Source organism: Allohahella sp. A8, from assembly GCF_047946665.1.
Classification (GTDB): domain Bacteria; phylum Pseudomonadota; class Gammaproteobacteria; order Pseudomonadales; family Oleiphilaceae; genus Allohahella.
This window is the reverse complement of the sequence record NZ_CP172312.1, coordinates 2,711,551-2,733,525: the sequence shown is the minus strand read 5'-3', so window position 1 is coordinate 2,733,525 and position 21,975 is coordinate 2,711,551. Positions and strand designations below refer to the sequence as shown.

Sequence of the window (21,975 nt, the reverse complement as noted above, 5' to 3'; positions counted from 1 at the left end):
CGTCCAAACATGATCGTCTGGACTACCTGGGGGTTTCGGCGGTAACTAGATTGTTATGAGCATTTCGCAGTGGGAATAATGATCACCGCGATGCTGCGCACACTTTACAGAGGAGAAGTTTGGGCTTCCATGTTGTGACGGGAGATTTAACAATTGTTTTCAATTGATGGGCGTGAAGCTAGGGAATGATGACCAGCCAGGCCATAGCGCGTAAGGCTGCACCTTCTGGTCGGTCAAAGCGGATGCGCATGACACGAGCCTTGAGACTGTTGTTCGTCTGTTGATTGATTTTGGTGATATGCACCAAGCCAGCAGCATCCGAGGTGACGACGAGATTATCCTCAGTGACATCAGTACTCTTCTCGAAGGCCAGCTGAATAGCCGCCTGTTTGATGGCGAGTTTGACCTGATCTGATACCAGCCCGGATGCTGCGCGCTTGTCGATGATACCTACAGCCCCATCCAATCCGAGGTGTTTGGGGTTGTTGACCCAGCCGAGATCACCATTGTCGAGTCTGATTTTTTCCTCCAACGAAAGATCGAGTACGACCTGCTGATAAAGCGTGTCTCCGGACTCGCACTGATGTGCAATGTGAAAGGGCAGAACTTCACGCGCACCAGTATCGACATTGCCTTCCTGATGGTAGATCAGATAGTTCTGCTCGCCGATCCGACCCTGATTCAGTTCAGAACTGGCTTCCACATCGACGCCGAACATGTACTCCGCTTGTAGAAGTGCGTTTTCCATCGCATTGAGGGTTTGGCGATAAGTGCTCATAGATCGATAACTTATCCCGAGTAATGCTGGCTTGCTCTCAACAGCACCACTGCAGAGCCAGGCAGGATCACAGTCATCGATGCGGCAAGCGGATGCTTTGCATTGTTTCGTATCTACTGGAGAAAACGCAGCGTAGGCATATATCTGCCCATTTCGTATAAAGCTATCGAAAAAGAGCGGGCGACCAGCCAATAGCTTTTCGTCCCGTGTTTTTTTCAGGAAATCATCATCACAAGCCATTGCCAGGGTATTACAGAGCCCGCTAATGGCACGCATTTCACTCAGTGCTTTCGGTGGGGTGCCGCCGGTGTGGATGTTTCGTGCGATACCGATCTGCCCAAGATTGCCCGGCGTGACGAGTGTCTCCATCCAGCACGGCGCTTCCTCGGCATTGGCAGAGACCGCCAGCCCAAACAGCGTTATCGCAATCGACACCAGGGCAAGTGCTCCGCTTTGAAACGCTGCCTGTTTGTTCCTGCTCCGCCCGTCGTACCTAGCCATGCGGGCTAGCGGCCGAAATAGTTGGCGAATTCAGCGCCTGTAAGAATGCCTTTCTGAATCAGCACAAGATCGAGGGTACCTCGTCCGTGGAGATTCGGCGATGAGTTCTCCCGGAGTTTCGACTGCACAGCTAACTCTGAATCGATATCACCGTGTACAACGGCTTCATACAGGGAAACGAGATGCTGGTCAGCCGGTTTCTGTGTAAACGACACATATCCCAGATAGGTATGGAAGAAAAGACCGGCTTTACCGGAGTCGAGTTCTTCGAGGTAATAGCTGACAGTGTTGGAGTGGTCGACGACGTAGGTCTTCGGGTTGGCTGGATACGCCGAAAAAACTGACTGTTGCAGCTCAAAATCTGTATTGTCATTCTCAACGACAACCGGGGTGAAGTCGTTCTTGAGTGGCACCACAAAGTGGGCGGCTACCCGCTTATCAGCGACGAAGATTGTCAGCAAAAATTTATCGTTGTAGTAATACCTCGCCTCTATTCCATCATCAATGGCTTTGGAGACCTGTGGTTGTCCCAACAGGTTCTCGATATAGCCTTCCGTGTTGCCGACGTGGATCTGGTCCAACAGCTCGTACTCTACGCTATGTGTCAGCCTCGACTTGAGTTGAACCACACTGCCTTCGATGAGCGTGACTGCTTCGGAGAACTGCCCCAGAGCGATGATAGTCGCGGCCACAGCAAAAAAAATGCTTCTAAACCTCGTCCAGTAAGCGCCGTTCAGCGCCCGCTTGCTCATTTCTTCATCAACTTCTTCATCGACTTCGCTGGCGACGAAGTCGCGGAGATCTTTCGCCAGCTCTTCTTTCAGCTCAGCCCGGAAAGCAGTCTTCTGTAATTCATCAATCGACATCGGCGAGAGATCCAATCAGAGGCGCGTCGCTGGTTCGATACTTGTCCATGCGGCTAACGACACGCTGCAGGTAATGCCTCGTTTCTTCGTAAGGCAGGTTCTGGACAAGGTGATCGTAGACCTGTTGCGGAGACAGCGCGTTGATCTTCGGCAAGGCGGCACCCAACCGAGTGGTGCCAATAAAGGCCTTGGCGACGTTTCCTGCGCCAGTATTGTAAGCCGCGATGGAACAATACAGCCTGCTAAGCGGGTCGTTCACGCCCTTGAGGTAGCGATAGTACAGAATGTTCAGGTAGGTGGCGCCGATCTCGATGTTCTTGTCCTGCGTGTACAGATATGACGGTGCCAGGACTCTACCTTTGCCAAACAGCTGTTCCGTAGCATCGATGCCCGCCGAGCCGGGAACGATTTGCATCAGGCCATACGCAGGTATCGGCGACTTCGCCATCGGATTGAATGCCGACTCGGTTTCGATAATGGCGTATACCAGCGCTGCATCCATCTTCGCGCTTTTTGCAAAGGTGTTGACATCGCCCTCGAGCACCCGCGCAGCTTTAGGCAGATGGTTCATGCGTGCATCGGCCATCTGGCGCGGTGCGGGCGCTGCCTTGGGCTCTGGAACCACCTTCGCTTCCGGCTCAGTCTCAGAAGCCTCGGGTCCAAGAGGGACCTCAATCGTGACGACGCGCTGTCCCAGTTTGTTGGTGCTCTCCGTGCGGCTCTGTTTGGCAACGAGGTCGCTCACGATAGCGTCCACTTTCTCCTTGCTGGGTTCAGCCTCTTCAGAAACGAAAGGCAGCAGAATCGGCTCCGGTTCGACCTCGGCCGTCTGCAGCATCGTCAGTTCAGCCTTGCTTCGCTTCTCAATCGCCTGTGCAATCTTGTCATCAGAAAAGGCTTGAGCCTGATTCTTGGTGAGAAGTGCTTTCAGCCGTTCGCCCAGGCGCTCATCGCTCACGCCCTTGCCGTCGGCTTCCACGACAGTTGAAATTGTTATGGCCTTCTTTTCGAAATCTACCGAGTTTCGCTCTTTGAGATCGCCGGAATAGTCGACCCAGACTTTGGGACCTGACAGTTGGGGCTCATCCCAGACCTTCTGCAGCGCTGCGCTATACCGCTCGGTCTCTTCTGTCGCAATTTTTGAATAGGCTGCATATTCCGCAAGCAGCTTCGTCTTGTACTCATCAAACTCTGTCTGATGAGAATTCATATAAGCCTGAAACTCGTCAGCGGCTGCTTCCTGCTCCGCGGCAGCCTTAGCGCTGGGGGCAGTAGCAGATTCAAGTTCGGCGAAAGGATCGTCCGCATTGGCCATCGGAATGGCCGGCAACAGTAAAGCGACTGCCAGTACTGAAGGCACCAGTTGGTGAATTCCAGAGATACGCATGATGAACGTCCTTTCGACGAGAACCGTTAATTGAATCAGATTCGGATAACGCAGTGCTTAATTACTGCTCTCGAACTCGGCATCCAGCTCTTTTGCAGCTTTTTCAGCAAGGAACCGCTCATACAGCACGGCTTCATTCTGTGGGGAAAGACTCTGATTGCCAGAAGCCTGAACGAGATCCTTGAACAGCGCTTTGGTAACCTCTGGAGACATTGCCATCATTACGCAGAAATTCTGGGTGTTATCGGCCATGGTCACGTAGTCCATCTTGATCGCCCGGCTACCAGCCAGATTCTTTTCTGTGACCTGCTTCGATACTGATTCGAATGAGCTGCCAACGGATAGTCCTTCATTAGTGTCTGCCATTCGCTGGTAAGTCTTGTCCATGGCCTTGACCTTGATATCGATCTGCTTGGCAAGCTCTGCTCGTGCCAACGAAGTTGCTGTGCTCTTTAGATAATTGAGGCCGATGCCAGGCTTGGAAGCGACACATTGGGTATCGGCGATACCATTTTCCACGACTGGCATCATGACCCAGTCGGGCAGGCTTGATTGCTGAGCTACCGGTGCTTCAGGTACCTGCTGTTGCGAGGCGCAGGCTGCCAAAGTGGAAATGCTGACAATCAGTGCGAGTTTCTTGAGGCTGCTGGATGTGTTCATTTGAACTCCTGGTTCGATGTCTGATCACAAAGGATCGGGTTGCTTCTATTGAATTCCTGGATCTGAGGATGTGCTTGTTGGACGGACAGCGGATCAAAATGAGCCACCGGCGTGACAATACGGCATCAACTTTTTCAGAATTTTTGTTCAGTTCCGGTGATAGGCGTACTTGGCAGGGAACAGGTCTGGCGAAATTGCAGCTACGGCTGGCATGACCATGCCGGCATCGGCACCGATATAGGTCGGGTCCAACACTACATATTTCTTTCCATCTTGAACCACAAATGAATCGTCTTTCAGGACGGGGGTGCGTACTGCCAGCGCGACATGCCCGGGATAATCCAATACGAGCACATCCAGTGCGAGCAGGTCATGAAGCAACCACGCCAGAAGAATTGAGCGGTCTTCACAGTCGTTGACGCCATAGTTCAGGCTCTCTTCAGCCAGGAGATAGCGCTCTTCGCCAAACTGTTCCTGATCTGTCTGATAAGCGAAACTGTTCTGCACGAAGTGCAGCAGATGGTTAATGGCTTCACGTTCACTCAGTCGAGCAAGGCCGGGTGCTAAAGCAGCACTGAGACTCTCGGCAGTCGGTGCACCTGGCGGCGCTGTAAAATACCACTTCAGATCGATTTGTGGATGAGTCGCCAGTAAGGCACTGCGGCCGACATCGAAGGCGAGAGCGATCTCGGACTGACCATTTTCTGCAGCGCCTGTTACCACCAGGGATCGGGTATTTCCGGAAGCCTTCATGATCGTTTGCAGACTCAGGTCGAAGTCGCGTAAATCCTGATTTGAGGAGCGCTCATACGCGCGGATCTGGCGATTGCTTTGATCACCACGACCGCTGTCTGCAACGATATAAAATTGTTTGTTGCCGAGGCGGACAAAACTCTTGCCATACACCGGTATCGAGGCCGGCAGGAGCAGAAAAATCGAGTCGCCGTCATAGCCGACCCGCAGATCATAGCCAAGCCTGTTGAGAAGAAACCAGCAGTGCGCGTTTCTGCGATTGTCATCGCTTTTGCGGAGGAGGTGTTGGCAGAGCTGCAGCGTACCCCAATCCCCCAGGGCGAGATCATCGGCCTGGGTCTGGAGCGCTTGGAGTGCTGCGCGATGATCGCTTGCACTGAGAGCGGACCAGACTGCTGCGAGCGTGTCGCCATCGGCGTTGGTGAGATCTGGCCACTGAATGTCGGGCAGCGCGAGACTCTGAACTTCGTGGGCGAAGAACGTGTCTGCGAACTCGGCGGCTGAATCTTGCGTGGCAGTTCCAGTGGAAGCCCTGCTGTTGACGATGGCGCTGCTATTGCGGATGCGAGGTGGAACCGCTGGTTTGGGATTCTGGTCACGGCTTACACCCTTGAAACGCTCAAAGGACTGCCATTCGGTTTCCAGGAATGCAATGAACGCTCGATCTTCGCGCGTCTGAAATTCGTTGAAGGCGGTCTGCTGGGCCTGTTTCCAACGCTCGAAGTCGTCATCAGCCAGCGCAATGGATGGTGAAACCAGCAAGACACTGAACAGTGATGCGAGTAGCAATATTGAGAACAAATTCGACGGTAAGCGAAGCCTGAAACTGCAGCTCGACGCCTGCAGCTTCAGGCTTCGGAGACAACTGCATCCATGCATGCTGTAACTGTTCCGGTAGTCCAAAGTTGAACAGATTACAACCTTTCTGTAATGTAATGTCAATTGAGCAGGTAGTATGTCTGCTGTTGGGAACGGAATCCTCAGAAATGACAATCAATTGGCCAGAGCTCGTGTTCAGCGAGCGATTCTTTCAGCGGGTAGAAATGCTCGCCAGATCCAGTATCCCAGATGAGGCGACAGTCGAAGAAGCGGTGACCTATACCATCTCCTCGCTTTCTGACGATGACTGGAAACGATGCAAGAGCTTCAAAGGCGGCAGTGCGCCCGAAACCTTTCTCTATACGCTCAGTACAAATCTGATTCTCGACTATGCCCGCAAGGTTTACGGGCGCCAGCGTCCTCCTGCATGGCTGAAGCGAAAAGGTGTGCTCTGGCTGGCCTTGTGGAAGTCGCTCTGCCAGGATCGTCAGCCACCTGAATCGGTGGTCGATCGGCATCTACCGCTTGTCGATGGCAACCGACATATCGTGCTGGATGCGATAAGGGAGATCAAGACAAGACTGCCGTGGTGTGGAGTGAGCAATCGGGTAGATTCGCTCGATGATAGTGAAGCGGTCGTGCGACTGGTGGAAGCTGCCAGTGTCGATGAGGCGGCTGTGGAGGACGACATGCTCTATTTTGCCCACGAGCTTTTAAAGCAGGAAGACGAAACGCTGAGCGTTGAGCAGCTTGCAATCGCAGATCCTCAACTGGTGGTCGACGCTGTGGCGGGCCTGGAGTTGACTGATGAGGAAGCCCTCGTGCTTCGCATGCATTTTTGCGATGGCCTGAGCTTTTCCGCTATTGCACGTGCGCTGGGTATGCCAAAGCAGGCGCCTGTCCGTCTTACACAGAAAGCGCTCGAGCGAGCAAGACAGCAACTGACCCGGCGCGGTATAGAGCCAAATCGGGCAGGCGCATGGTAAGCCAGCACCCAGGCGCGGGAAATTCCAGCCAGCTTTTTAAAAAGTAACCACCTCATGGCGAACGACGAAGAGACATCTGATTACCCTGAACGCCTGCTTGGACGCATGCTTGCAGAAGCATCCAGAGCGAAGGCTGGTAGTGTGCCTGAAAGTTCGCGTCCTGATGATGCGGCGATTCTGGAACTCTATGAACAGCTCTCTGATCCATCCACCAGTGCTGCACAGAGAGCTGAAGCGATGGCGGTTCTCATGCGGGATTCAGAAGCCTACGCCCGTTGGTTGGCGCTGACGAGGTTCATGGAAAAACACGCTGAGCAGCCTCTGCTTCGCAAGCAGACGGTAGCCAGACCGGTGCAGCGGTCGAAAGCGTCTCGTGAGCACGGTGTAGCGCAAAAGCTGCAGCGACTGCTTTCGAGCTTCTGGTATAACCCCGCGCTGAGTGCCGCATTCGGTCTGTTGCTTGGTGTGCTTGTCACCAGCTTTTACGCCGGTACCTCCCCAGGTTCGGACGATCATGGGCCCATTCTGGCTCAACAGGGCGTTCCTCTACCGCACAAGGCCAGTCAACAGACATCTGGCGCTGCGACTGCGCCAGCGACGAGCGCCGATGACAGAATCGGGCAATCCATCAGATGTGTCGAAACCAGCGCCATGCTGGAAGGCCGACTTTGCTATAGCGCCACAAGTCCAGACCAGCAGTGGTTTCAGATCAGCGATACAGATCAGGTGCGGGCGCTTTTACCACCAGTGAATACTGACAGGATCGTGGACGTCGTTAGCGTTGGAGATTTGCTTCTGATCGAGCATCAGCACGCTGAGGAATATCAGCTTTCGCTCCTGCGGCTTAACGACGGGCCAGAGGGCATGAAGGTGACACTGTTGCACGAGGCGACGGCTGCAGATGGTTATTTCGATGAAGTTGCACTGGATGGCGACGATCTGACTTACGTTCTTCATCTTGATGGGAAAGCTGACAAGCGACGTTTTGCGATCCCATGATGAAGGTTACGACACCGTTGATAGTCCTGCTCCTGGGTCTCGCTGCCTGCACGAGCGTTGAGCTAAGAGAACCCGCACGCTCAGCTGAAGCCGAAATGGCGGTCCAGCTGGTACGGAACGCAGAGAGACGCAATGATGAACTGTCGCGTGCAGATCTCGTCAAGGCGCTGGGTGTATTCGAAGCAGTGGATGACCGCTCTGGTCGCTGGTCTGCCTTGCATGCTCTTGCAGCCTGGCATATGGCTCAGCGGGATAGAACGACAGCGCTGGCGTTTGCTCAGCAGGCTTTCGATCTCGCATCACAGCTGGATTCCAAGGCGTCACTGTACTCATCGGCACTCCAGCTGGGACAGCTCTCGGGAAATGACAACCTCTTCAGGGAGGCACTGTCGTATGCACAGCCGGGGTTGGGGAAGGCTGTTCTGCACGTTCTACTGAAGGAATACGAAGCAGCAAAGGCAGAATTGGCAACCCACAGGGCATCAGCGGGCGAGGCAGAGCGGTATGGGAGCGAAGAGGCCTTTGTGCTCTACCACCTCGGTAAATATGAGGGGGACCGGCACCTGGTGCTGGAGGCGCTCGATAACTACAGGCTGGCCGGAGACGCGTATGGCGTCACCGACTCGCTTTTTGTTGTGGCTAGGTTAGAAGAATCACCGGATGTCGCTCTTGAGTTCGCAAAGCGTGCACTGTTGGCAGCAAGACAAACGGGTGATGAAAATCGAATAGCAGCGATTAGCCACTGGGTGGAATCGAAGGGTTCTGAGTGATGATCGAGGCAGTTGGTAGTCATACTCGCAGAACCATTGGCTTCTTCGGAGACGTGCTCGGGCTCTTTGCGCTGACACTCAAGCAGTTACCCAAGCTCAGTGTCAAAGCTCGACGGCAGGTTTTCCTGAATCATTTCCGCCGACAGCTTTACAACACCGGCTTCAGGGCAGCCTATGTCAACTGCGCAATCGCAGTACTGCTCGGCATAGGACTTGCCAATCAACTCCTGGGTTACATGCCTAAAATTGGCAATGCAGCAGATCTCTTTGTCGTTGTCGTAGTTCGAGAGCTCGCCCCGATGCTTTCAGGAATTATCCTCATCGCGCGCTCGGCAACGGCGGCGACGGCAGAAATCGGCTACCTTCGGCTCAACAATGAGTTTGACGTGTTGAGGGCACAAGGCATCGACCCGGTTTTTCTGTTCATACTGCCGGTGTTCTTTGCATTTCCGATTTCCTTGTTGCTGATGCTGGTCTACTTCAATTTTGTCTGCCTGATTTCAGCCTGGGCCTATCTCTATTTTCTTGCGGACTCCGGCTGGACGCTCAGTCAGCTGATTTATGCCGTCACGGATCGTCTGACCGGGGGCGAGCTTTTGGTAACGGCGTTGAAGGCGATGCTGGGCGGTGTGGTAATCGCCCTCGTCAGTCTGCATTCCGGCTGGCGCGTGGGTAGTCGCTTTACCGATATCTCCCGAGCCATTTCGAGTAGTACAACTGCGCTGCTGATTGCCTACTTCTGCATCAGCATTGGTTTATCGGTGCTGGTTTACTGAGATGCTGGCGCTAAAGGATGTCCAGCTAGGTTCTGGCGCAAACCTCCTGTTCAGGCGTGTGAACTACGAGTTCGAAGCTGGCAGGATTACAAGTATCAGGAAGGGCGGCGTACTCGACGGCAGCTCGACCCTTCTCAAATGTTGTGCAGGCATTATTAGCCCTCATGCTGGGGCCGTGAGCTGGCAGATGCAGCCTGTTGAGCACATGGCTGCAGGGACCCGCTTCAGAACCCTCAGCTACTGCTTCGAAGCCGGTGGCCTCGTGAGTTTGTTCAGTGTGTACAACAACATCGCCATCCCACTGCGCTACCACGGTATCTGTGATGAGGACGAGGTCCAGATGCGGGTCCAGCAGGCGATGACGCAACTGGGGATCGACCATCTGGTTCATGCAGAGCCGCATGAGCTCAACGATGTCCAGCAGAGGCTGGTGAACCTGGCGCGTGCCTTTGCCATCGATGCAGACGTGCTGCTTATTGACGAACTTCAGACAGGGATGTCGCATTTTATGTACAGCAGAATAGTCGCGCAGCTGCAGGAACAGGCTGCCAGAAACAAAACCATTGTCATGGTCACGACTTCGGGTGACGAGGACGACTTCGCAGACCATCACCTGCTCATCCGCGATCGAGCATTGGTGCAGCGGTCATGACAGCGAGAACGGACGCGGTAGAGGAGCTGCGAAGGCAGGACCGTACGCTTGGCTTCTTTATCGTGTTGGCCTGCGGAATTGCGCTCTATCTGTTGTTGCAGCAGACCTATGCGCAGAACCAGAAACTTGGCTGGATCAAACTCGAGTCGCTGCTCTCGAATTCCTTCGGCGTCAAAACCGGGACCCTCATCGAGCTATCGGGTGTCACGATCGGCCAGGTCGGTGACGTGCGTCTCCGCAAAGATGCCCGAGTCGAGATCGATACGCTTATAGACGACCAGTATGCCCAGCTGCTCAAGGTCGATAGCCGTCTACAGGTCAGCAGTGCGCTTGGTCTGGAGACAGTGCTGTCGGGCTCTAGCCTTGAGCTCATTCCGGGCACATCGGATCAGCTCCTGGAAAACGGGGGCTCGATTGCCATCGTTGAGCCCAAGAGTATCGATCAGATCATGGATGAGATGAAGCTCGAAGAGCTGGCGCTGCAGATCCAGACCATAGTGGGCAACCTTGAGACGATTACTTCCAATCTCGCGGCGCAGCAGAATGAGGTTGCGGCCGCTTTGGCCAATATGTCTGCGTTCACTGGCGAGCTGGTAGTCATCGCAGAGGAAATTCCCCAACTGCTGAAGTCGGTCGATCATACGCTGGGCTCGTTCGACAGCAGTCTCGATAACCTTGATATCGCCATCAATAATTTTGCTGCACCCGCTACTACGCTGATGGAAACCTCTGACCGTTTCATGCGAGGTGCCGAGCAGTCGATGCTGGCCTTGCAGCCGACCCTGGACGCCATGCCTGGTGTTCTCAGCTCGGCAAACCAGACCATGCTGACGCTGAACAAGCTGACCGGGCAGGTGTCTAACCACTGGTTGCTTCGCAGCGAAGGTGGTGCCGAGGGTACAGAATTGCTTCATCACCGCATGCTCTCTGACGAGTCGCTGTATGACTCGCGGGAGGTCACTGCTGACATGACGAATGGATCTCGATCAAATGACCAGTAAAACGTTGGTGTTACCGTTGTTATTTCCTCTGCCGATACGGCTTTCGCTACTGTCGCTGATGCTGTCAGCCACTATTGCCGGGTGTAAGACTGTGCCGCCGGTGTATCCGTCGGCAAACTCGCTCAACAGTCAGAGCACCCTGGTCACACAACCGGTGCAGACAGACGAAGTGCCGCAGTGGGTCCTCGCGCCACCGGTGGACACTGCGGCGGCCATGTACGGAGTCGGGGAGCGCTCGACCCTGGATCAGGCCAAGAAAGCGGCTTTAGCAGAAATTGCCGGTAAGCTTGGCACCGTGATCCAGGCAGAAACGGCCACAAGCCTGAGCATGAAGGCCGGCCAGACAAGCGAGTCGCTGCAGGAGGATATACAGGCTACGGTGGCCAGTACGGAGTTCAGTGATTTCGAAGTGATGGAAACGGCGGTGCAAGGTGGCCGTTATTGGGTGCTGGTCAAGGTAGACAAAAACACCATGGCTAATCGGCTGAATGCCAAGAGTTCGCAGCTGGAAGCGGAGCTCACAGCCGATTTCTCGGATTTCGCCAAGCGGACCTCGCTGGCCAAGGTTCGATGGATGCCGGATTTGCAGACCAAACTTGAACAGGCACAACAGTATCAGTTGACACTGAAGGCGCTCAGCCCCGGGCTTGATTTCAGCTCACTGAATGCATCGGCCAGGCAGCGGCAACAAATGCTGGATGCGGCGAAGCAATCGCTGCGCATCCGGCTGGAGCATGACCGCGACACCACGGTATTTGCGAATCAGCTCAAAGGGCAGCTGAGTGAAAGCAAGTTGACCTTGGAGCAGGGCAGCAGCCGACAGGGCAAGTCGGTGATCGCTATCAGCAGTGATGCGACTTATCAGGAAGTTTTCGGTGACCAGATGGTCAAGCTATTGGTCGACATTCAGGCCATAGATGAGAACGGTGCGGTTATCGCGACTTCGAACCACCTTGTGTCGGGTGCTTCCAGAACGAGTAAGCAGGCCGCATTGGAACAGGCCAACCACAAACTTGCACAAGCTTTTTCCGAGCAGGGGCTTCTGCAATCCTTGGGACTTTAGGGAATACATCAAGAAGGAAGGGACTATGAAACTGACTCCACATTCAGTGCTTTACACTGCACTCGGGCTCGCAATTATCAGTAGTCTTGGTGGTTGCAAGACAATGAGAGGCGACAAGGTCGCTGTGCAGATGATGCCGATCGTAGAGCTGGAGGGGGCGCCTGGCGCTGAGGTCCTCGAGAACGATACGTTCAGGGTTATCGTTACCGATATCAAGAGTGACTACGACTCAACGCTTGCTCCCAATCTGCACAAGACCCTCTTCGGTACACTAGGACGTATCATTACCGAGAGTGGCGCTGAGCGCGTAAGAATTGAGCGACAGCTCCGAACCAAGCTCGAGGACGAATTCAAACGCATCGAGATGGAGGGCAAGTCTGAATATACGTCTCCGAAAGCAGCTAATCTGGCCATCTCAGGCGAGCTGACCACGGCAACCATCACTACGAGCTACGACCCCGAGCCACTCAACTACGATTTCAAGAAAGGCAAGTTCGTCAAGGGACCGGCTGAGTGTACCCATAAGGCCTTAGTGGAAGGCGGTCTCAATTTCTATTCAGTGAATCCTGTTCAGAAAATCGAGACTGTTGCCTTTAGCGGTACCGATTCCCTGACACTGCCCGCGACTTATAGCGGGTGCCCAGAGATCAATGCCACGCAGGCGCAGAACCTGTTTTCAGATACGCTCAACAAGACGATGAAGGCGGAGAGTTATCGTGTGAAGAGCCTGATGGCCGCCTCCGGTTCAGTAGTTATGGCTCACAGGGACGAGGTGAACAACAAGTATTACTTCCGCACATCGATTAGCCCTTCCTCTGGCGCCGTTGCTGGTGTCATGGCTGAGTTTATCGAAGTGCAGAATATAGCGGGAGTAGACGAGGAGTTCGCGATCACGAGCGGCGAAATAGTGTGTACCACGCTCTCGAATAAATATAGCTTCGTAGAGCTCGACGGGACGCAGATCGATGGCCGCATTCAGAAAGGCACCAAGGTCAAACTGACCTTCCCTGATGGCGCCAATTTCTTCGATCAGATCGGCCTGAACATGCAGTCCCAGAGCGGAGGCGGATGCTGATTTGCCTCTGCGTCGGTCAGCTGTCAACCTGAGCTGATCTGAGAGCAGCCTACACAGGAGTATCATGCACAGGACCGCCCGTTTCATTCACTCGTCCGACTGGCAACTGGGTATGACCCGCGCCTTCATGAGCGACGAGGCTGCGGCACGCTTCAGTCAGGCCAGAATCGATGCTATTGAACAGCTGGGCGCGCTCGCCACACGTCATCGGGCCGACTTTATTGTTGTGGCCGGTGATGTTTTCGAGTCCAATCAGTTGTCTCGCGCGACTGTCCTCAGGGCCATAGAGGCCATGAAATCATTGCCTGTGCCGGTTTTTCTTCTACCGGGTAACCACGACCCGCTGGACGGAACGTCCATCTTTTCAACAGCCGAATTCATGGCGGCCGCGCCACACATTGTCGTTATCAGGAACAGTGAGCCCATTGCGGTGCCGGGTATTGCCGGTGTTGAAATTGTCGGCGCGCCATGGCGAACCAAGCATCCGAGTTCGGACCTTTGTGCACGGCTGCTGACGGCATTGACACCCACGAGCTCCAAGCTTCGCGTTGCGGTTGCTCATGGGCAGGTGGACGTTCTCGCGCCCGATGCCACGAGACCGGAGATCATCGATCTCGCCACAGTAGAGGCTGCCGTGCACGATGGTCGGATTCATTACCTTGCCCTTGGCGACCGGCATTCTGTAACCAGCGTCGGAGGCAGCGGACGGGTCTGGTACTGCGGGGCACCTGTCGCTACAGCCTTTGATGAGGTAGATCCCAACAAGGCGCTTCTCGTCGAGCTCGATGAAGCAGGATGTAAGACGACTCCACTTGAGGTAGGGGATTGGCATTTCCTGGCGGAGCAAAGGCATCTGAATGGTCCAGAGGATCTTCGACAACTTGCTGACTGGATCGCCAGTATCAAGGCGAAAGACCGAACAGCGCTCAAGATTGGCCTCACCGGCAGCATCAGCCTTCGTTGTGCGGCAGAGCTTGATCAGCTTCTTTCTACCCAGGCCGAACTCTTTGCGAGCCTGCGCAGGCGCGAGCGCACGTCCAATTTGACCATTATTCCCGACAGTCTTGACGAGGATAGTCTTGCGCTCAGCGGCTATGCGCGCCAGGCATGGCAGGAGCTGCAGGCTGAGGCGGTTAAAGATCCTGTTGCCGAAGATGCTCTCCGTCTCTTTTACCGTCTTGTTGTTAGCCAGACAGGGGACGCAAGCCAATGAGACTACTCAGGCTTTCGCTCGAGAACTGGCGCGGTGTCGCCGTCAGGGACATCACATTCTCAGACAGCGTCACGCTCATAGAAGGGCCCAATGAGATTGGTAAATCGACTTTGGTAGAGGCTCTCCGGACACTCTTCGCTGAGCTTGATTCATCGAACAAGAAGAGCGTGAAGGCGATTCAGCCGGTGGGCGAGGATGTTGGTAGCCGGGTCGAGGCAGAGGTCGTGACCGGTGATTACCATTTCGTTTACAGCAAGACTTACAACCGGAAAAGCCAGACTACGCTGCGGATACTCAAGCCTGAGCCCGCGCAGTATACCGGGCGCGAGGCGCACGAGCTTGCTGAGCAGATGCTGTCTTCCACGATAGACACGAGTCTGTGGCATGCACTACTCGTCGAGCAGGGCAAGGAAATCCGAGCGGCTGGTCTTTCCGAGTCGGCGGGGCTTGCCAGAGCGCTGGATGCAGCTGTTGGCAGCGCAGCGAATGAGCAGGATGACGCGGGTCTGTACGAGCGGGTACAGGCCGAATATGAGCAGTACTTTTCGCTGAAGACCGGCAAGCCGAAATTCAGCCGTCTCGATACCGAGATCGCAGAACTCGAGGCTGCTGTTGCAGATGCCATCGCGCAATTGAATGACATCGTGACAGATACCGCTGAATACGAGCGCTGCCTTGCTGAAGTACAGCGCCTGGAAAAAGTCGGTCCGGAGTTGCAGCTGACATTGGCGCAACGCGAAGCTGAGTGGAAGGTCATCAGCTCGATTGAGCAGCAGGTCAGGGGCACCCGTGATGCACTGGAGACCGCAAGACAGCTCTGGCAAGCCGTGCAGGATGAAGTTTCTCGGCGCGAGCGGTTCGCTGCACAGTGTCGAAACGACCACGAGCTACTGGATCAGAAGCGGCGAGACCTGGAGCGTTTTCTCACCGAGCTCGAAAGCCTGCAGTCCGAGCGAGACGCGGCAGCGCTCAACCTTCAGAGCTTGAAGAACGAGCGCCTGCAGACGCTGGCTCATCTTGAATCCGCGCGGGCCGACCTGCAGCATCTCGAACGGGTGGCGATACTCGAGCGTGAGCAGCAACGGCTCGATCAATGTCGCAGCTTGAGTGAACAATTGGCGGCGGATCGGGCTGTCATGGCAGGCATCAGAACCGATGCCACACGATTGGACGCCCTTCAGAAGAGTGAGAGCCAACTGCAGGTAGCGATCGGCCAACGTGATCTCGCCACCACCGTTGTTGAGTGGTCGGCGCGAAAGGACCTCACCCTGGAGGTGGATGGGAAATCAGTGAACCTTTTGCAGGGCTCCTCCGAATCGCGTCGTGCCATAGCTGAAATGGTCATATCCATTCCCGGCGTGGCCGACTTCAGGATCAGGCCATCGCAATCCACGTCTGAGCTCGAACAGAAAGTTTCGCAGGCTCGGCAGTTGGTGAATGCAGCACTCGACCGCTGCGGCGTGGAAAGCCTGGCAGAAGCCTTCGCAGCAGAAGCCAGGCGTCAGCAGGCTGCCACCAATCTCAAGATGCTGGTCGACAGACGGAAAGCATTGTTGGGAAGTGATGACGAGGCTGAGCTGCAGGCACGCCTCGAGCAAATGCGACTCGCGTGTGAGGATTATCTGCAAGCTCGTAACAGTGACCGGCCTATACCCGATGATCATGCGAAGGCCAGACTTCTGGTCAAGGAACTCGACCAGGCGTTCAAGGATGCTGAGCAGGCGGTGGAAGCTGCCCTTGCTGTGTATGAACACGCGCGAAGCCGATTCGAGGAGGCCCATGCGAGTCAACGTGTCGCCTCACAGGAGGTGGTGGGGCTCGATAACGATCTACAGCGGCGTCAGGCTGAACTTGCTGAAGCAGAGCGCTCGGAATCTGTTGAGGTCCTCCGACAGCGGCTGCAGGCACGGACAAGAGAAACGTCGGACTTGGCGCTAAAGCTTGAGAGGCTGGAGCAGGAGCTTGCGGAGTCACCTGTGGAAACTGTCGAAGCCTTGCTGGTCAATGCCAGGGCAAGCCGTGATCGCGCCAGCAAGGATCTGGCGCAGCAAGCCACCAGACTTGCCGTGCTGGAGGATCGACTGGCCAAGGCGCAGGCGGACGGTCGCAAGGAGAAACTCGATCTTGCAGAGCGGAAGCATCTCGAGCGCAAGCGATATGTCGCGGGCGTGAAACGGCGAGCGGCCGCAGTTCAGCGGCTTTGGGAGTGTGTCGATCGGCACCGGAACGCGACGAGAAAAGCGTATCTGCAACCATTGAAGGAAGGCATCGAGTCGTTGGGGCGCATCGTGTTCGGTGCTGATTTCGAAATCACCCTGGCGGATGACTGGTCTCTGTCGAGCTGCACCCGCAGGGGCAGGACGATACCTTTCGATGGTCTGAGCGTGGGCGCGAAGGAGCAGCTTGGCATTCTCACGCGACTGGCAGCTGCGAAAATTGTTTCCCGGCATGGTGGCGTCCCGGTCATCATCGATGATGCGCTTGGCTTCTCAGACCCTGGTCGGCTGGAGACGATGGGTGCTGCGCTGGCTCACTGCGGCAGGCACTCGCAGATCATCCTATTGACCTGCACGCCCGGCCGGTTCAGCTACGTAGGTAACGCAGAGCTGGTACGCCTGTAAGGCCCGAACCCGCTTTACGATCGTAACTGAAGACTGCATTGCATCTATTGGAGTGGCGAATGGGACTACTGAAAAATGGTCAGTGGCAGGATACCTGGTACGATACAAGCGATGGCGTCTTCAAGCGCGAAGCCGCTCAGCTCAGAAACTGGATAGGCGTAGAAGGGGAGGGAAAAGACTTTCCGGCAGAGTCGGCTCGCTACCATCTTTACGTTTCGCTGGCCTGCCCCTGGGCGCATCGAACTCTCATTTTCAGAAAACTGAAGGCGCTCGAGCCTCATATCGGCGTTTCAATCGTGAGCCCATATATGCTGAAGCACGGCTGGACCTTCAATCGCTCCGAAGGCAGTACGGGCGACCAGCTTCATGCCGCGGATTATCTCCATCAGTTATACACCCGTAACAAGTCCGATTATACCGGCAGGGTAACGGTGCCGGTTTTATGGGACAAGACGCAGGATTGCATCGTCAGCAATGAGTCTGCTGACATCATTCGCATGTTCAATTCCGCATTTAACGAGATTAGTGGAAATGATGCGGATTACTATCCATCGGCTCTTCGTGCTGAAATTGATGACATCAATGCAGATGTTTATGAACACATCAACAATGGCGTCTATCGCTGCGGCTTTGCAACCGAACAGACTGCCTATGAGGACGCTTATGCTGCGTTGTTCGCTGCGCTCGATCGAGTGGAAGCGAGGCTTCGCAGGCAACGGTATCTGGCAGGCTCACAAATCACCGAAGCGGATTGGCGGCTCTTCACGACCCTGATTCGGTTTGATGCGGTCTACCACGGTCATTTCAAGTGCAACCGGCAGCGCTTGGAAGACTTTCCTGCGCTCTCCGGCTATGTCAGAGAGCTCTACCAGTGGCCAGGCGTTTCCGAGACAGTCAATTTCGACCATATCAAGCGCCATTATTACTATAGCCATACCATGATCAACCCGACGCAGATCATTCCGGCCGGGCCGGACATCGATTTCGACTCCACACATGATCGCGGTAGAATTGCCTCTCAACGAGACTGATCACTTGCTCGCAAAGATTATTCTGCAGCTCTCGTTTTGTGCTTAAACGCTATACTTGAGTGATATTCATTTTCCTGCCTTGCGGTAACCCTCATGAAGATAGGTATCCTCAAACCCGGTCGTGTACCCGACGACCTGCTGCCGCGCTATGGCGACTACGATAGTATGTTCGTTCGCCTGCTAGGTGAAACCCATTTCAGTTTCGAGGTCTATTCAATCCTGGACGGACACCTGCCGGAAGACCCTGAGGCTGCTGACGCATGGCTGATCACCGGCTCCAGGCACGGCGTTTACGAGCCTCACGCCTGGATCGAGCCCCTCGAAACATTCATCCGTGCCTGTTTTGCCGTGAAGCGTCCCATCGCCGGTATTTGTTTCGGTCACCAGATCATTGCTCAGGCGATGGGTGGTCGGGTCGAGAAATTTCATGATGGCTGGTCGATAGGTGCCAAAACCTATGACTTCGATGATGGAGAGGCGCTGTCTATCATGGCCTTTCACCAGGATCAGGTCATCGAGGCACCGGCTGACGCGAAATGCTTTCTTCAAAATGACTTCTGCAGATACGCTGGGCTCTCTTACGGCCAGCAGGCATTGACCCTGCAACCGCACCCGGAGTTTGAAGCAGGCTTCATGGCTGAACTTATCATGGACCGTAGTGCGATTCTCGGAGAGGCGCTGCAAGCGCAAGCGCTAGCGTCGCTGCAGCGTTCGCTTTCGACGCAAAAGATAGCCGGTGTGCTCTCGCGCTTTTTCCTCAATCCGGGGCAAGCGCCATATCTGGACTAAGCAGCTTAGTCTATTGAAAGCCCGATCTCTGGCTTTGCTCCAACAGGGGATGTCTCCGACCTGAACCGGTGCGAAGCCAGAAAATGTAATTTCTTCTCCTCCAGCTCCGCCGAACTGCGTTGAAATCATGTGCGAAACACAGGCGCCAGTTCTGTGCATTCGCAGACCTGACAAGCACTTGCCTGTAAATACCCGCTACTTGTCAAGCATCTGGCCGCCTGCTGGCCTGAAACCTGCATAGTCACTATCTGGTGTTTCATCTGCATGAGCGACACCCTCTGCCCACGCACACACAAACGCACACAAGAGAGAGGTTCAAACCCTTGGTGAGATCATGACGACCGCCTCGCTGTTCAAGCCGGATGTCAATTGCTGGCGCCATGCCACAGCAAGTTTTGCTGCACCTGTTGTTGATTGTGAGAACTATTACAGGGCGCTGCACGAAGCCTTTAGTCGCGCCCGCCACAGCATATTTATCGTTGGGTGGGATATCGACAGCAGAATTCGCCTGCTCAGAGGTGAGGAAGAGCGTGCTGCTGAACTGCCCTCGGTCGTGAGCGATCTGCTCGCGCAATGTGCACGCGATAACCCAGACCTGCAGGTGTACCTGCTCAGATGGGACTCTTCGCTCGCTTTTTTAGGGATGCGGGAACTCTGGGCGAAGGAGGTCTGGGACGAGAAAACCCCGGACAACGTTCATGTGGAACTTGATGCGACCATTCCCATGGGTGGCAGTCAGCATCAGAAAATAGTGATCATCGATGATGAGGTGGCATTCTCAGGAGGTATGGATATAGCGGTGCACCGCTGGGATACGCGCGCTCATCGGCCTATTGAAGCTGAACGGGTGGAGGAAGATGGCCCATACGGGCCGCTTCACGACGTTCAGTGCGTTGTCGCAGGGCCAATCGTGGGTCATCTTGCTGAGTTGGTGCGTTGGCGCTGGAAACGGCTTGCGCGCAAGGAAGCAGTTGCAATCAGGGATGAGGGGCCACAGCCGAGAGAGAAGCCCCCCAGATGCTGGCCGCCATCCGTATCGCCGTTATTTCAAGATATCGATTGCGCTATTGCTCGCACGATTCCCTTCATGGATGACGCTGAGCCGAAGCAGGAAGTTCGTCGCATGCTGCTCGATCTTATCGATCGCGCTGAGGATCTCATCTATATCGAGAACCAGTTTGCCAGTCGCCAGGAAATTGCAGAGCGACTCAACGAGCGTCTGAAGCAATGCCCAAATTTGCGTGTATTGCTAGTGAGTTCGTATGAGCCAGAAGGCACTGTTGAACGTGAAGCGTACTGGGCCAGTCGAGTGGATTTCAAGAAGATACTCGAAGCTGGCGTAGAGCCAGAGCGCATATTAATGGCGTCCTCCTCGTACGAAGATGATGACGGCAACACGACTTCGAAACGTGTCCATTCAAAGGTTATGACCATCGATGATCGCTATATGGTCATCGGCTCTGCGAATTTGTCCAACCGGTCAATGACGCTGGATACGGAATGCGATCTCGTCTTCGAAGCCCGCTCCGATGTTCATCGCGAGCAGATCAGGCAGGCTCGAGACGATCTCGTTCTCGAGCATTCAGGCTGTGAGCCGGCGCAGCTTCGCAGTCTCCTGCAACCTGGCCAGCCGCTTCGGGAACTGGAACGCTGTAGAGGGCCGGGAAAATACGCTTTGTCCGAGGTCGAGGATGAGCAATTCACCGACCAGTCCTTACACGCTTTCATGCTCCCATTTTCCGACCCGGAGGAACCTCTCGTGCCCCCCCTGACCCTGTTTAACGGCAAACGAACCCAGCTCAGCAACCCGAGTAAGAAGGTGCTCATCTTCGGAGCGGCGATTCTGATAATCGCGTTATTGGTGGCGGGTGGCTACTACGCAAGCCAACACGTTTCGTGGCTGAATGCGGATGCAGTGCAGGGCTTCCTTGAGTCAACCAGAGGCACCTATTGGGCCCTGCCTGCCGTGTGTGGAATATATGTCCTGGCGGGCATCCTGTTCTTCCCAGTAACAGTGTTATCGGTCGCCGTCGCGGCGGTATTCGGGCCGCTATGGGGGCCGATCTATGGCATGGCCGGAGCGTTGTGCAGTGCAGCCTTGTTGTTTGGCGTAGGCCAGGCCATGGGCGGTGACAGCCTCAGTCGCATAGGCGGTAGCAAGGTCAAACGTGTCGATCAGAAGTTCAAGGAAAGCGGCATCATCGGCGTGGCTGCGATACGGGTGATACCAATCGCGCCCTTCAGTCTTGTCAATCTGGTCGCCGGCTTTTCGTCGATCAGATTTTATCAGTTCATGATGGGAACCTTCCTTGGCATGGCCCCGCTCATGGTAGCCAAGGGTTTCGTCGGAGATTCACTCACTCAGATCGTGATCAATCCATCAGCTCAGAATATAGGCTATCTTACAGGAGGTATCGTGTTCTGGATCGTGCTCATTTTCGCCTCACAGAAACTCGTCAACCTATACCAACAGCGTAAAACATCATGAGTATTCGCGTAGTCACTTACAATATTCACAGTGGTGTTGGCATCGACGGTCAGCAGAGTTACAAGCGTATCGGTGAGTTTCTTGCCGCACGTGAAGTGGACGTCGTGCTGCTCCAGGAGATGGACACCAGGCCGGCAGAACGGGATGGCGATCAGGATATCGAAGATCTCTGCGCCGGTCATTTTTCGCAACTCGTCTCGTCGCCGGCTGTCGCCAGCGAGCACGGCTGGTACGGCAATGCTGTCATGTCCCGCTTTCCGATCAGCTTCAATCAGACAATAGATGTCACGCACGAAGGACGACAACCGCGGAACATTCAGGAAGCGATTGTGCAGACGCCAAGTGGACCGCTGCATCTCCTCAACGCGCATAAAGGGTTGAAGCGCATCGAGCGCAGTGCGCAGTTCGAGAAGCTGAGCAGTCACCTCAAGCGTCTTGAGATGGGACAGGCGGCACCACTTCTGGTAGGCGGCGATTTCAATGAATGGCAGATCTTTTCCAAGCTCTTGCGACGGGTCAACCGCTTGCTGACGCCGCACCCGGTTGGCGCGACGTTTCCTACACGATGCCCTATCTTCGGCTTGGACAGGCTGTGGTCGGGACCAGGAATGACAGTGCACTCCGCACGCGTGCTCAAAACGCCTGAGACCCGTGTGTTCTCAGATCACTATCCCATCGAAGCCGATATCACGATTGCCAGCAGGGCGGCCTGACCTTATCCCGACCGCCAGGCGTCAGGCCGCATGC

19 protein-coding genes are annotated in these 21,975 nt (G+C 55.0%); 14 read left to right on the top strand and 5 right to left on the bottom strand.

Annotation, left to right across the window (positions count from 1 at the left end; translation table 11 throughout):
• Positions 1–178: 178 nt before the first annotated feature.
• From ACH3PB_RS12255 to ACH3PB_RS12235, 5 genes are all read right to left on the bottom strand, one after another.
• Positions 179–1,279, bottom strand: a complete 1,101-nt coding sequence (locus ACH3PB_RS12255; RefSeq protein WP_416395217.1) for a hypothetical protein — start codon at positions 1,277–1,279, stop codon at positions 179–181.
• A 5-nt stretch (positions 1,280–1,284) separates the two neighbouring features.
• The gene (locus tag ACH3PB_RS12250; protein WP_416395215.1) at positions 1,285–2,145 is read right to left on the bottom strand and encodes an ETEC_3214 domain-containing protein; all 861 of its coding nucleotides are present in this window, start codon (positions 2,143–2,145) and stop codon (positions 1,285–1,287) included.
• On the bottom strand, positions 2,135–3,532 hold the full coding sequence (locus ACH3PB_RS12245; RefSeq protein WP_416395213.1) for a murein transglycosylase domain-containing protein: 1,398 nt from the start codon (positions 3,530–3,532) through the stop codon (positions 2,135–2,137). Before ACH3PB_RS12245 ends, ACH3PB_RS12250 begins: the two co-directional genes overlap by 11 nt.
• Positions 3,533–3,589: 57 nt before the next feature.
• Positions 3,590–4,192 (bottom strand): hypothetical protein, encoded by a 603-nt coding sequence (locus tag ACH3PB_RS12240; RefSeq protein ID WP_416395211.1) that lies wholly within the window; start codon positions 4,190–4,192, stop codon positions 3,590–3,592.
• Positions 4,193–4,339: 147 nt separating this feature from the next.
• A complete protein-coding gene (locus tag ACH3PB_RS12235; RefSeq protein WP_416395209.1) occupies positions 4,340–5,734 on the bottom strand; it encodes a hypothetical protein in 1,395 nt (464 codons plus the stop codon).
• A gap of 197 nt (positions 5,735–5,931) precedes the next feature.
• Between ACH3PB_RS12235 and ACH3PB_RS12230 the strand changes: the two genes are divergently transcribed.
• The 14 genes from ACH3PB_RS12230 (at position 5,932) to ACH3PB_RS12165 (ending at position 21,941) form a co-directional block, all read left to right on the top strand.
• Positions 5,932–6,750 (top strand): hypothetical protein, encoded by an 819-nt coding sequence (locus ACH3PB_RS12230; RefSeq protein ID WP_416395207.1) that lies wholly within the window; start codon positions 5,932–5,934, stop codon positions 6,748–6,750.
• A gap of 54 nt (positions 6,751–6,804) precedes the next feature.
• Positions 6,805–7,749 carry a hypothetical protein gene (locus ACH3PB_RS12225; protein ID WP_416395205.1) on the top strand — a complete coding sequence of 315 codons (945 nt, stop codon included), beginning with the start codon at positions 6,805–6,807 and terminating at the stop codon, positions 7,747–7,749.
• Positions 7,746–8,519 (top strand): hypothetical protein, encoded by a 774-nt coding sequence (locus tag ACH3PB_RS12220; RefSeq protein WP_416395203.1) that lies wholly within the window; start codon positions 7,746–7,748, stop codon positions 8,517–8,519. The genes ACH3PB_RS12225 and ACH3PB_RS12220 overlap by 4 nt, the downstream gene beginning before the upstream one ends.
• Complete coding sequence (locus ACH3PB_RS12215; protein ID WP_416395201.1) at positions 8,519–9,295, top strand: MlaE family ABC transporter permease; 777 nt, start codon at positions 8,519–8,521, stop codon at positions 9,293–9,295. Before ACH3PB_RS12220 ends, ACH3PB_RS12215 begins: the two co-directional genes overlap by 1 nt.
• 1 nt (position 9,296) lies before the next feature.
• A complete protein-coding gene (locus ACH3PB_RS12210) occupies positions 9,297–9,947 on the top strand; it encodes an ABC transporter ATP-binding protein (RefSeq protein WP_416395199.1) in 651 nt (216 codons plus the stop codon).
• The gene (locus tag ACH3PB_RS12205; protein WP_416395197.1) at positions 9,944–10,948 is read left to right on the top strand and encodes an MlaD family protein; all 1,005 of its coding nucleotides are present in this window, start codon (positions 9,944–9,946) and stop codon (positions 10,946–10,948) included. Before ACH3PB_RS12210 ends, ACH3PB_RS12205 begins: the two co-directional genes overlap by 4 nt.
• Positions 10,938–12,011, top strand: coding sequence for an LPP20 family lipoprotein (locus tag ACH3PB_RS12200; RefSeq protein WP_416395195.1), 1,074 nt, complete (start codon positions 10,938–10,940; stop codon positions 12,009–12,011). The genes ACH3PB_RS12205 and ACH3PB_RS12200 overlap by 11 nt, the downstream gene beginning before the upstream one ends.
• Before the next feature lie 25 nt (positions 12,012–12,036).
• Complete coding sequence (locus ACH3PB_RS12195; protein ID WP_416395194.1) at positions 12,037–13,086, top strand: hypothetical protein; 1,050 nt, start codon at positions 12,037–12,039, stop codon at positions 13,084–13,086.
• A 64-nt stretch (positions 13,087–13,150) separates the two neighbouring features.
• On the top strand, positions 13,151–14,299 hold the full coding sequence (locus tag ACH3PB_RS12190) for a metallophosphoesterase family protein (protein ID WP_416395192.1): 1,149 nt from the start codon (positions 13,151–13,153) through the stop codon (positions 14,297–14,299).
• Positions 14,296–16,920 carry an AAA family ATPase gene (locus ACH3PB_RS12185; RefSeq protein WP_416395190.1) on the top strand — a complete coding sequence of 875 codons (2,625 nt, stop codon included), beginning with the start codon at positions 14,296–14,298 and terminating at the stop codon, positions 16,918–16,920. The genes ACH3PB_RS12190 and ACH3PB_RS12185 overlap by 4 nt, the downstream gene beginning before the upstream one ends.
• 59 nt (positions 16,921–16,979) lie before the next feature.
• Positions 16,980–17,951 carry a glutathione S-transferase family protein gene (locus ACH3PB_RS12180; protein WP_416395189.1) on the top strand — a complete coding sequence of 324 codons (972 nt, stop codon included), beginning with the start codon at positions 16,980–16,982 and terminating at the stop codon, positions 17,949–17,951.
• 93 nt (positions 17,952–18,044) lie between these two features.
• A complete protein-coding gene (locus ACH3PB_RS12175) occupies positions 18,045–18,740 on the top strand; it encodes a type 1 glutamine amidotransferase (protein WP_416395187.1) in 696 nt (231 codons plus the stop codon).
• Between the two features lie 334 nt (positions 18,741–19,074).
• The gene (locus ACH3PB_RS12170) at positions 19,075–21,228 is read left to right on the top strand and encodes a VTT domain-containing protein (protein WP_416395186.1); all 2,154 of its coding nucleotides are present in this window, start codon (positions 19,075–19,077) and stop codon (positions 21,226–21,228) included.
• Entirely contained in the window at positions 21,225–21,941 is a 717-nt protein-coding gene (locus tag ACH3PB_RS12165) for an endonuclease/exonuclease/phosphatase family protein (RefSeq protein WP_416395184.1), read from the top strand. The genes ACH3PB_RS12170 and ACH3PB_RS12165 overlap by 4 nt, the downstream gene beginning before the upstream one ends.
• Positions 21,942–21,975 lie beyond the last annotated feature (34 nt).

Bases quoted from the DNA above. Each gene is read 5' to 3' on its own strand.
- ACH3PB_RS12215 (WP_416395201.1), top strand. From the start codon at position 8,519: ATGATCGAGGCAGTTGGTAGTCATACTCGCAGAACCATTGGCTTCTTC.
- ACH3PB_RS12175 (WP_416395187.1), top strand. From the start codon at position 18,045: ATGAAGATAGGTATCCTCAAACCCGGTCGTGTACCCGACGACCTGCTG.
- ACH3PB_RS12185 (WP_416395190.1), top strand. From the start codon at position 14,296: ATGAGACTACTCAGGCTTTCGCTCGAGAACTGGCGCGGTGTCGCCGTC.
- ACH3PB_RS12225 (WP_416395205.1), top strand. From the start codon at position 6,805: ATGGCGAACGACGAAGAGACATCTGATTACCCTGAACGCCTGCTTGGA.
- ACH3PB_RS12180 (WP_416395189.1), top strand. From the start codon at position 16,980: ATGGGACTACTGAAAAATGGTCAGTGGCAGGATACCTGGTACGATACA.
- ACH3PB_RS12205 (WP_416395197.1), top strand. From the start codon at position 9,944: ATGACAGCGAGAACGGACGCGGTAGAGGAGCTGCGAAGGCAGGACCGT.
- ACH3PB_RS12200 (WP_416395195.1), top strand. From the start codon at position 10,938: ATGACCAGTAAAACGTTGGTGTTACCGTTGTTATTTCCTCTGCCGATA.
- ACH3PB_RS12190 (WP_416395192.1), top strand. From the start codon at position 13,151: ATGCACAGGACCGCCCGTTTCATTCACTCGTCCGACTGGCAACTGGGT.
- ACH3PB_RS12220 (WP_416395203.1), top strand. From the start codon at position 7,746: ATGATGAAGGTTACGACACCGTTGATAGTCCTGCTCCTGGGTCTCGCT.
- ACH3PB_RS12240 (WP_416395211.1), bottom strand. From the start codon at position 4,192: ATGAACACATCCAGCAGCCTCAAGAAACTCGCACTGATTGTCAGCATT.
- ACH3PB_RS12170 (WP_416395186.1), top strand. From the start codon at position 19,075: ATGACGACCGCCTCGCTGTTCAAGCCGGATGTCAATTGCTGGCGCCAT.
- ACH3PB_RS12165 (WP_416395184.1), top strand. From the start codon at position 21,225: ATGAGTATTCGCGTAGTCACTTACAATATTCACAGTGGTGTTGGCATC.
- ACH3PB_RS12245 (WP_416395213.1), bottom strand. From the start codon at position 3,532: ATGCGTATCTCTGGAATTCACCAACTGGTGCCTTCAGTACTGGCAGTC.
- ACH3PB_RS12195 (WP_416395194.1), top strand. From the start codon at position 12,037: ATGAAACTGACTCCACATTCAGTGCTTTACACTGCACTCGGGCTCGCA.
- ACH3PB_RS12255 (WP_416395217.1), bottom strand. From the start codon at position 1,279: ATGGCTAGGTACGACGGGCGGAGCAGGAACAAACAGGCAGCGTTTCAA.
- ACH3PB_RS12250 (WP_416395215.1), bottom strand. From the start codon at position 2,145: ATGTCGATTGATGAATTACAGAAGACTGCTTTCCGGGCTGAGCTGAAA.
- ACH3PB_RS12210 (WP_416395199.1), top strand. From the start codon at position 9,297: ATGCTGGCGCTAAAGGATGTCCAGCTAGGTTCTGGCGCAAACCTCCTG.
- ACH3PB_RS12230 (WP_416395207.1), top strand. From the start codon at position 5,932: ATGACAATCAATTGGCCAGAGCTCGTGTTCAGCGAGCGATTCTTTCAG.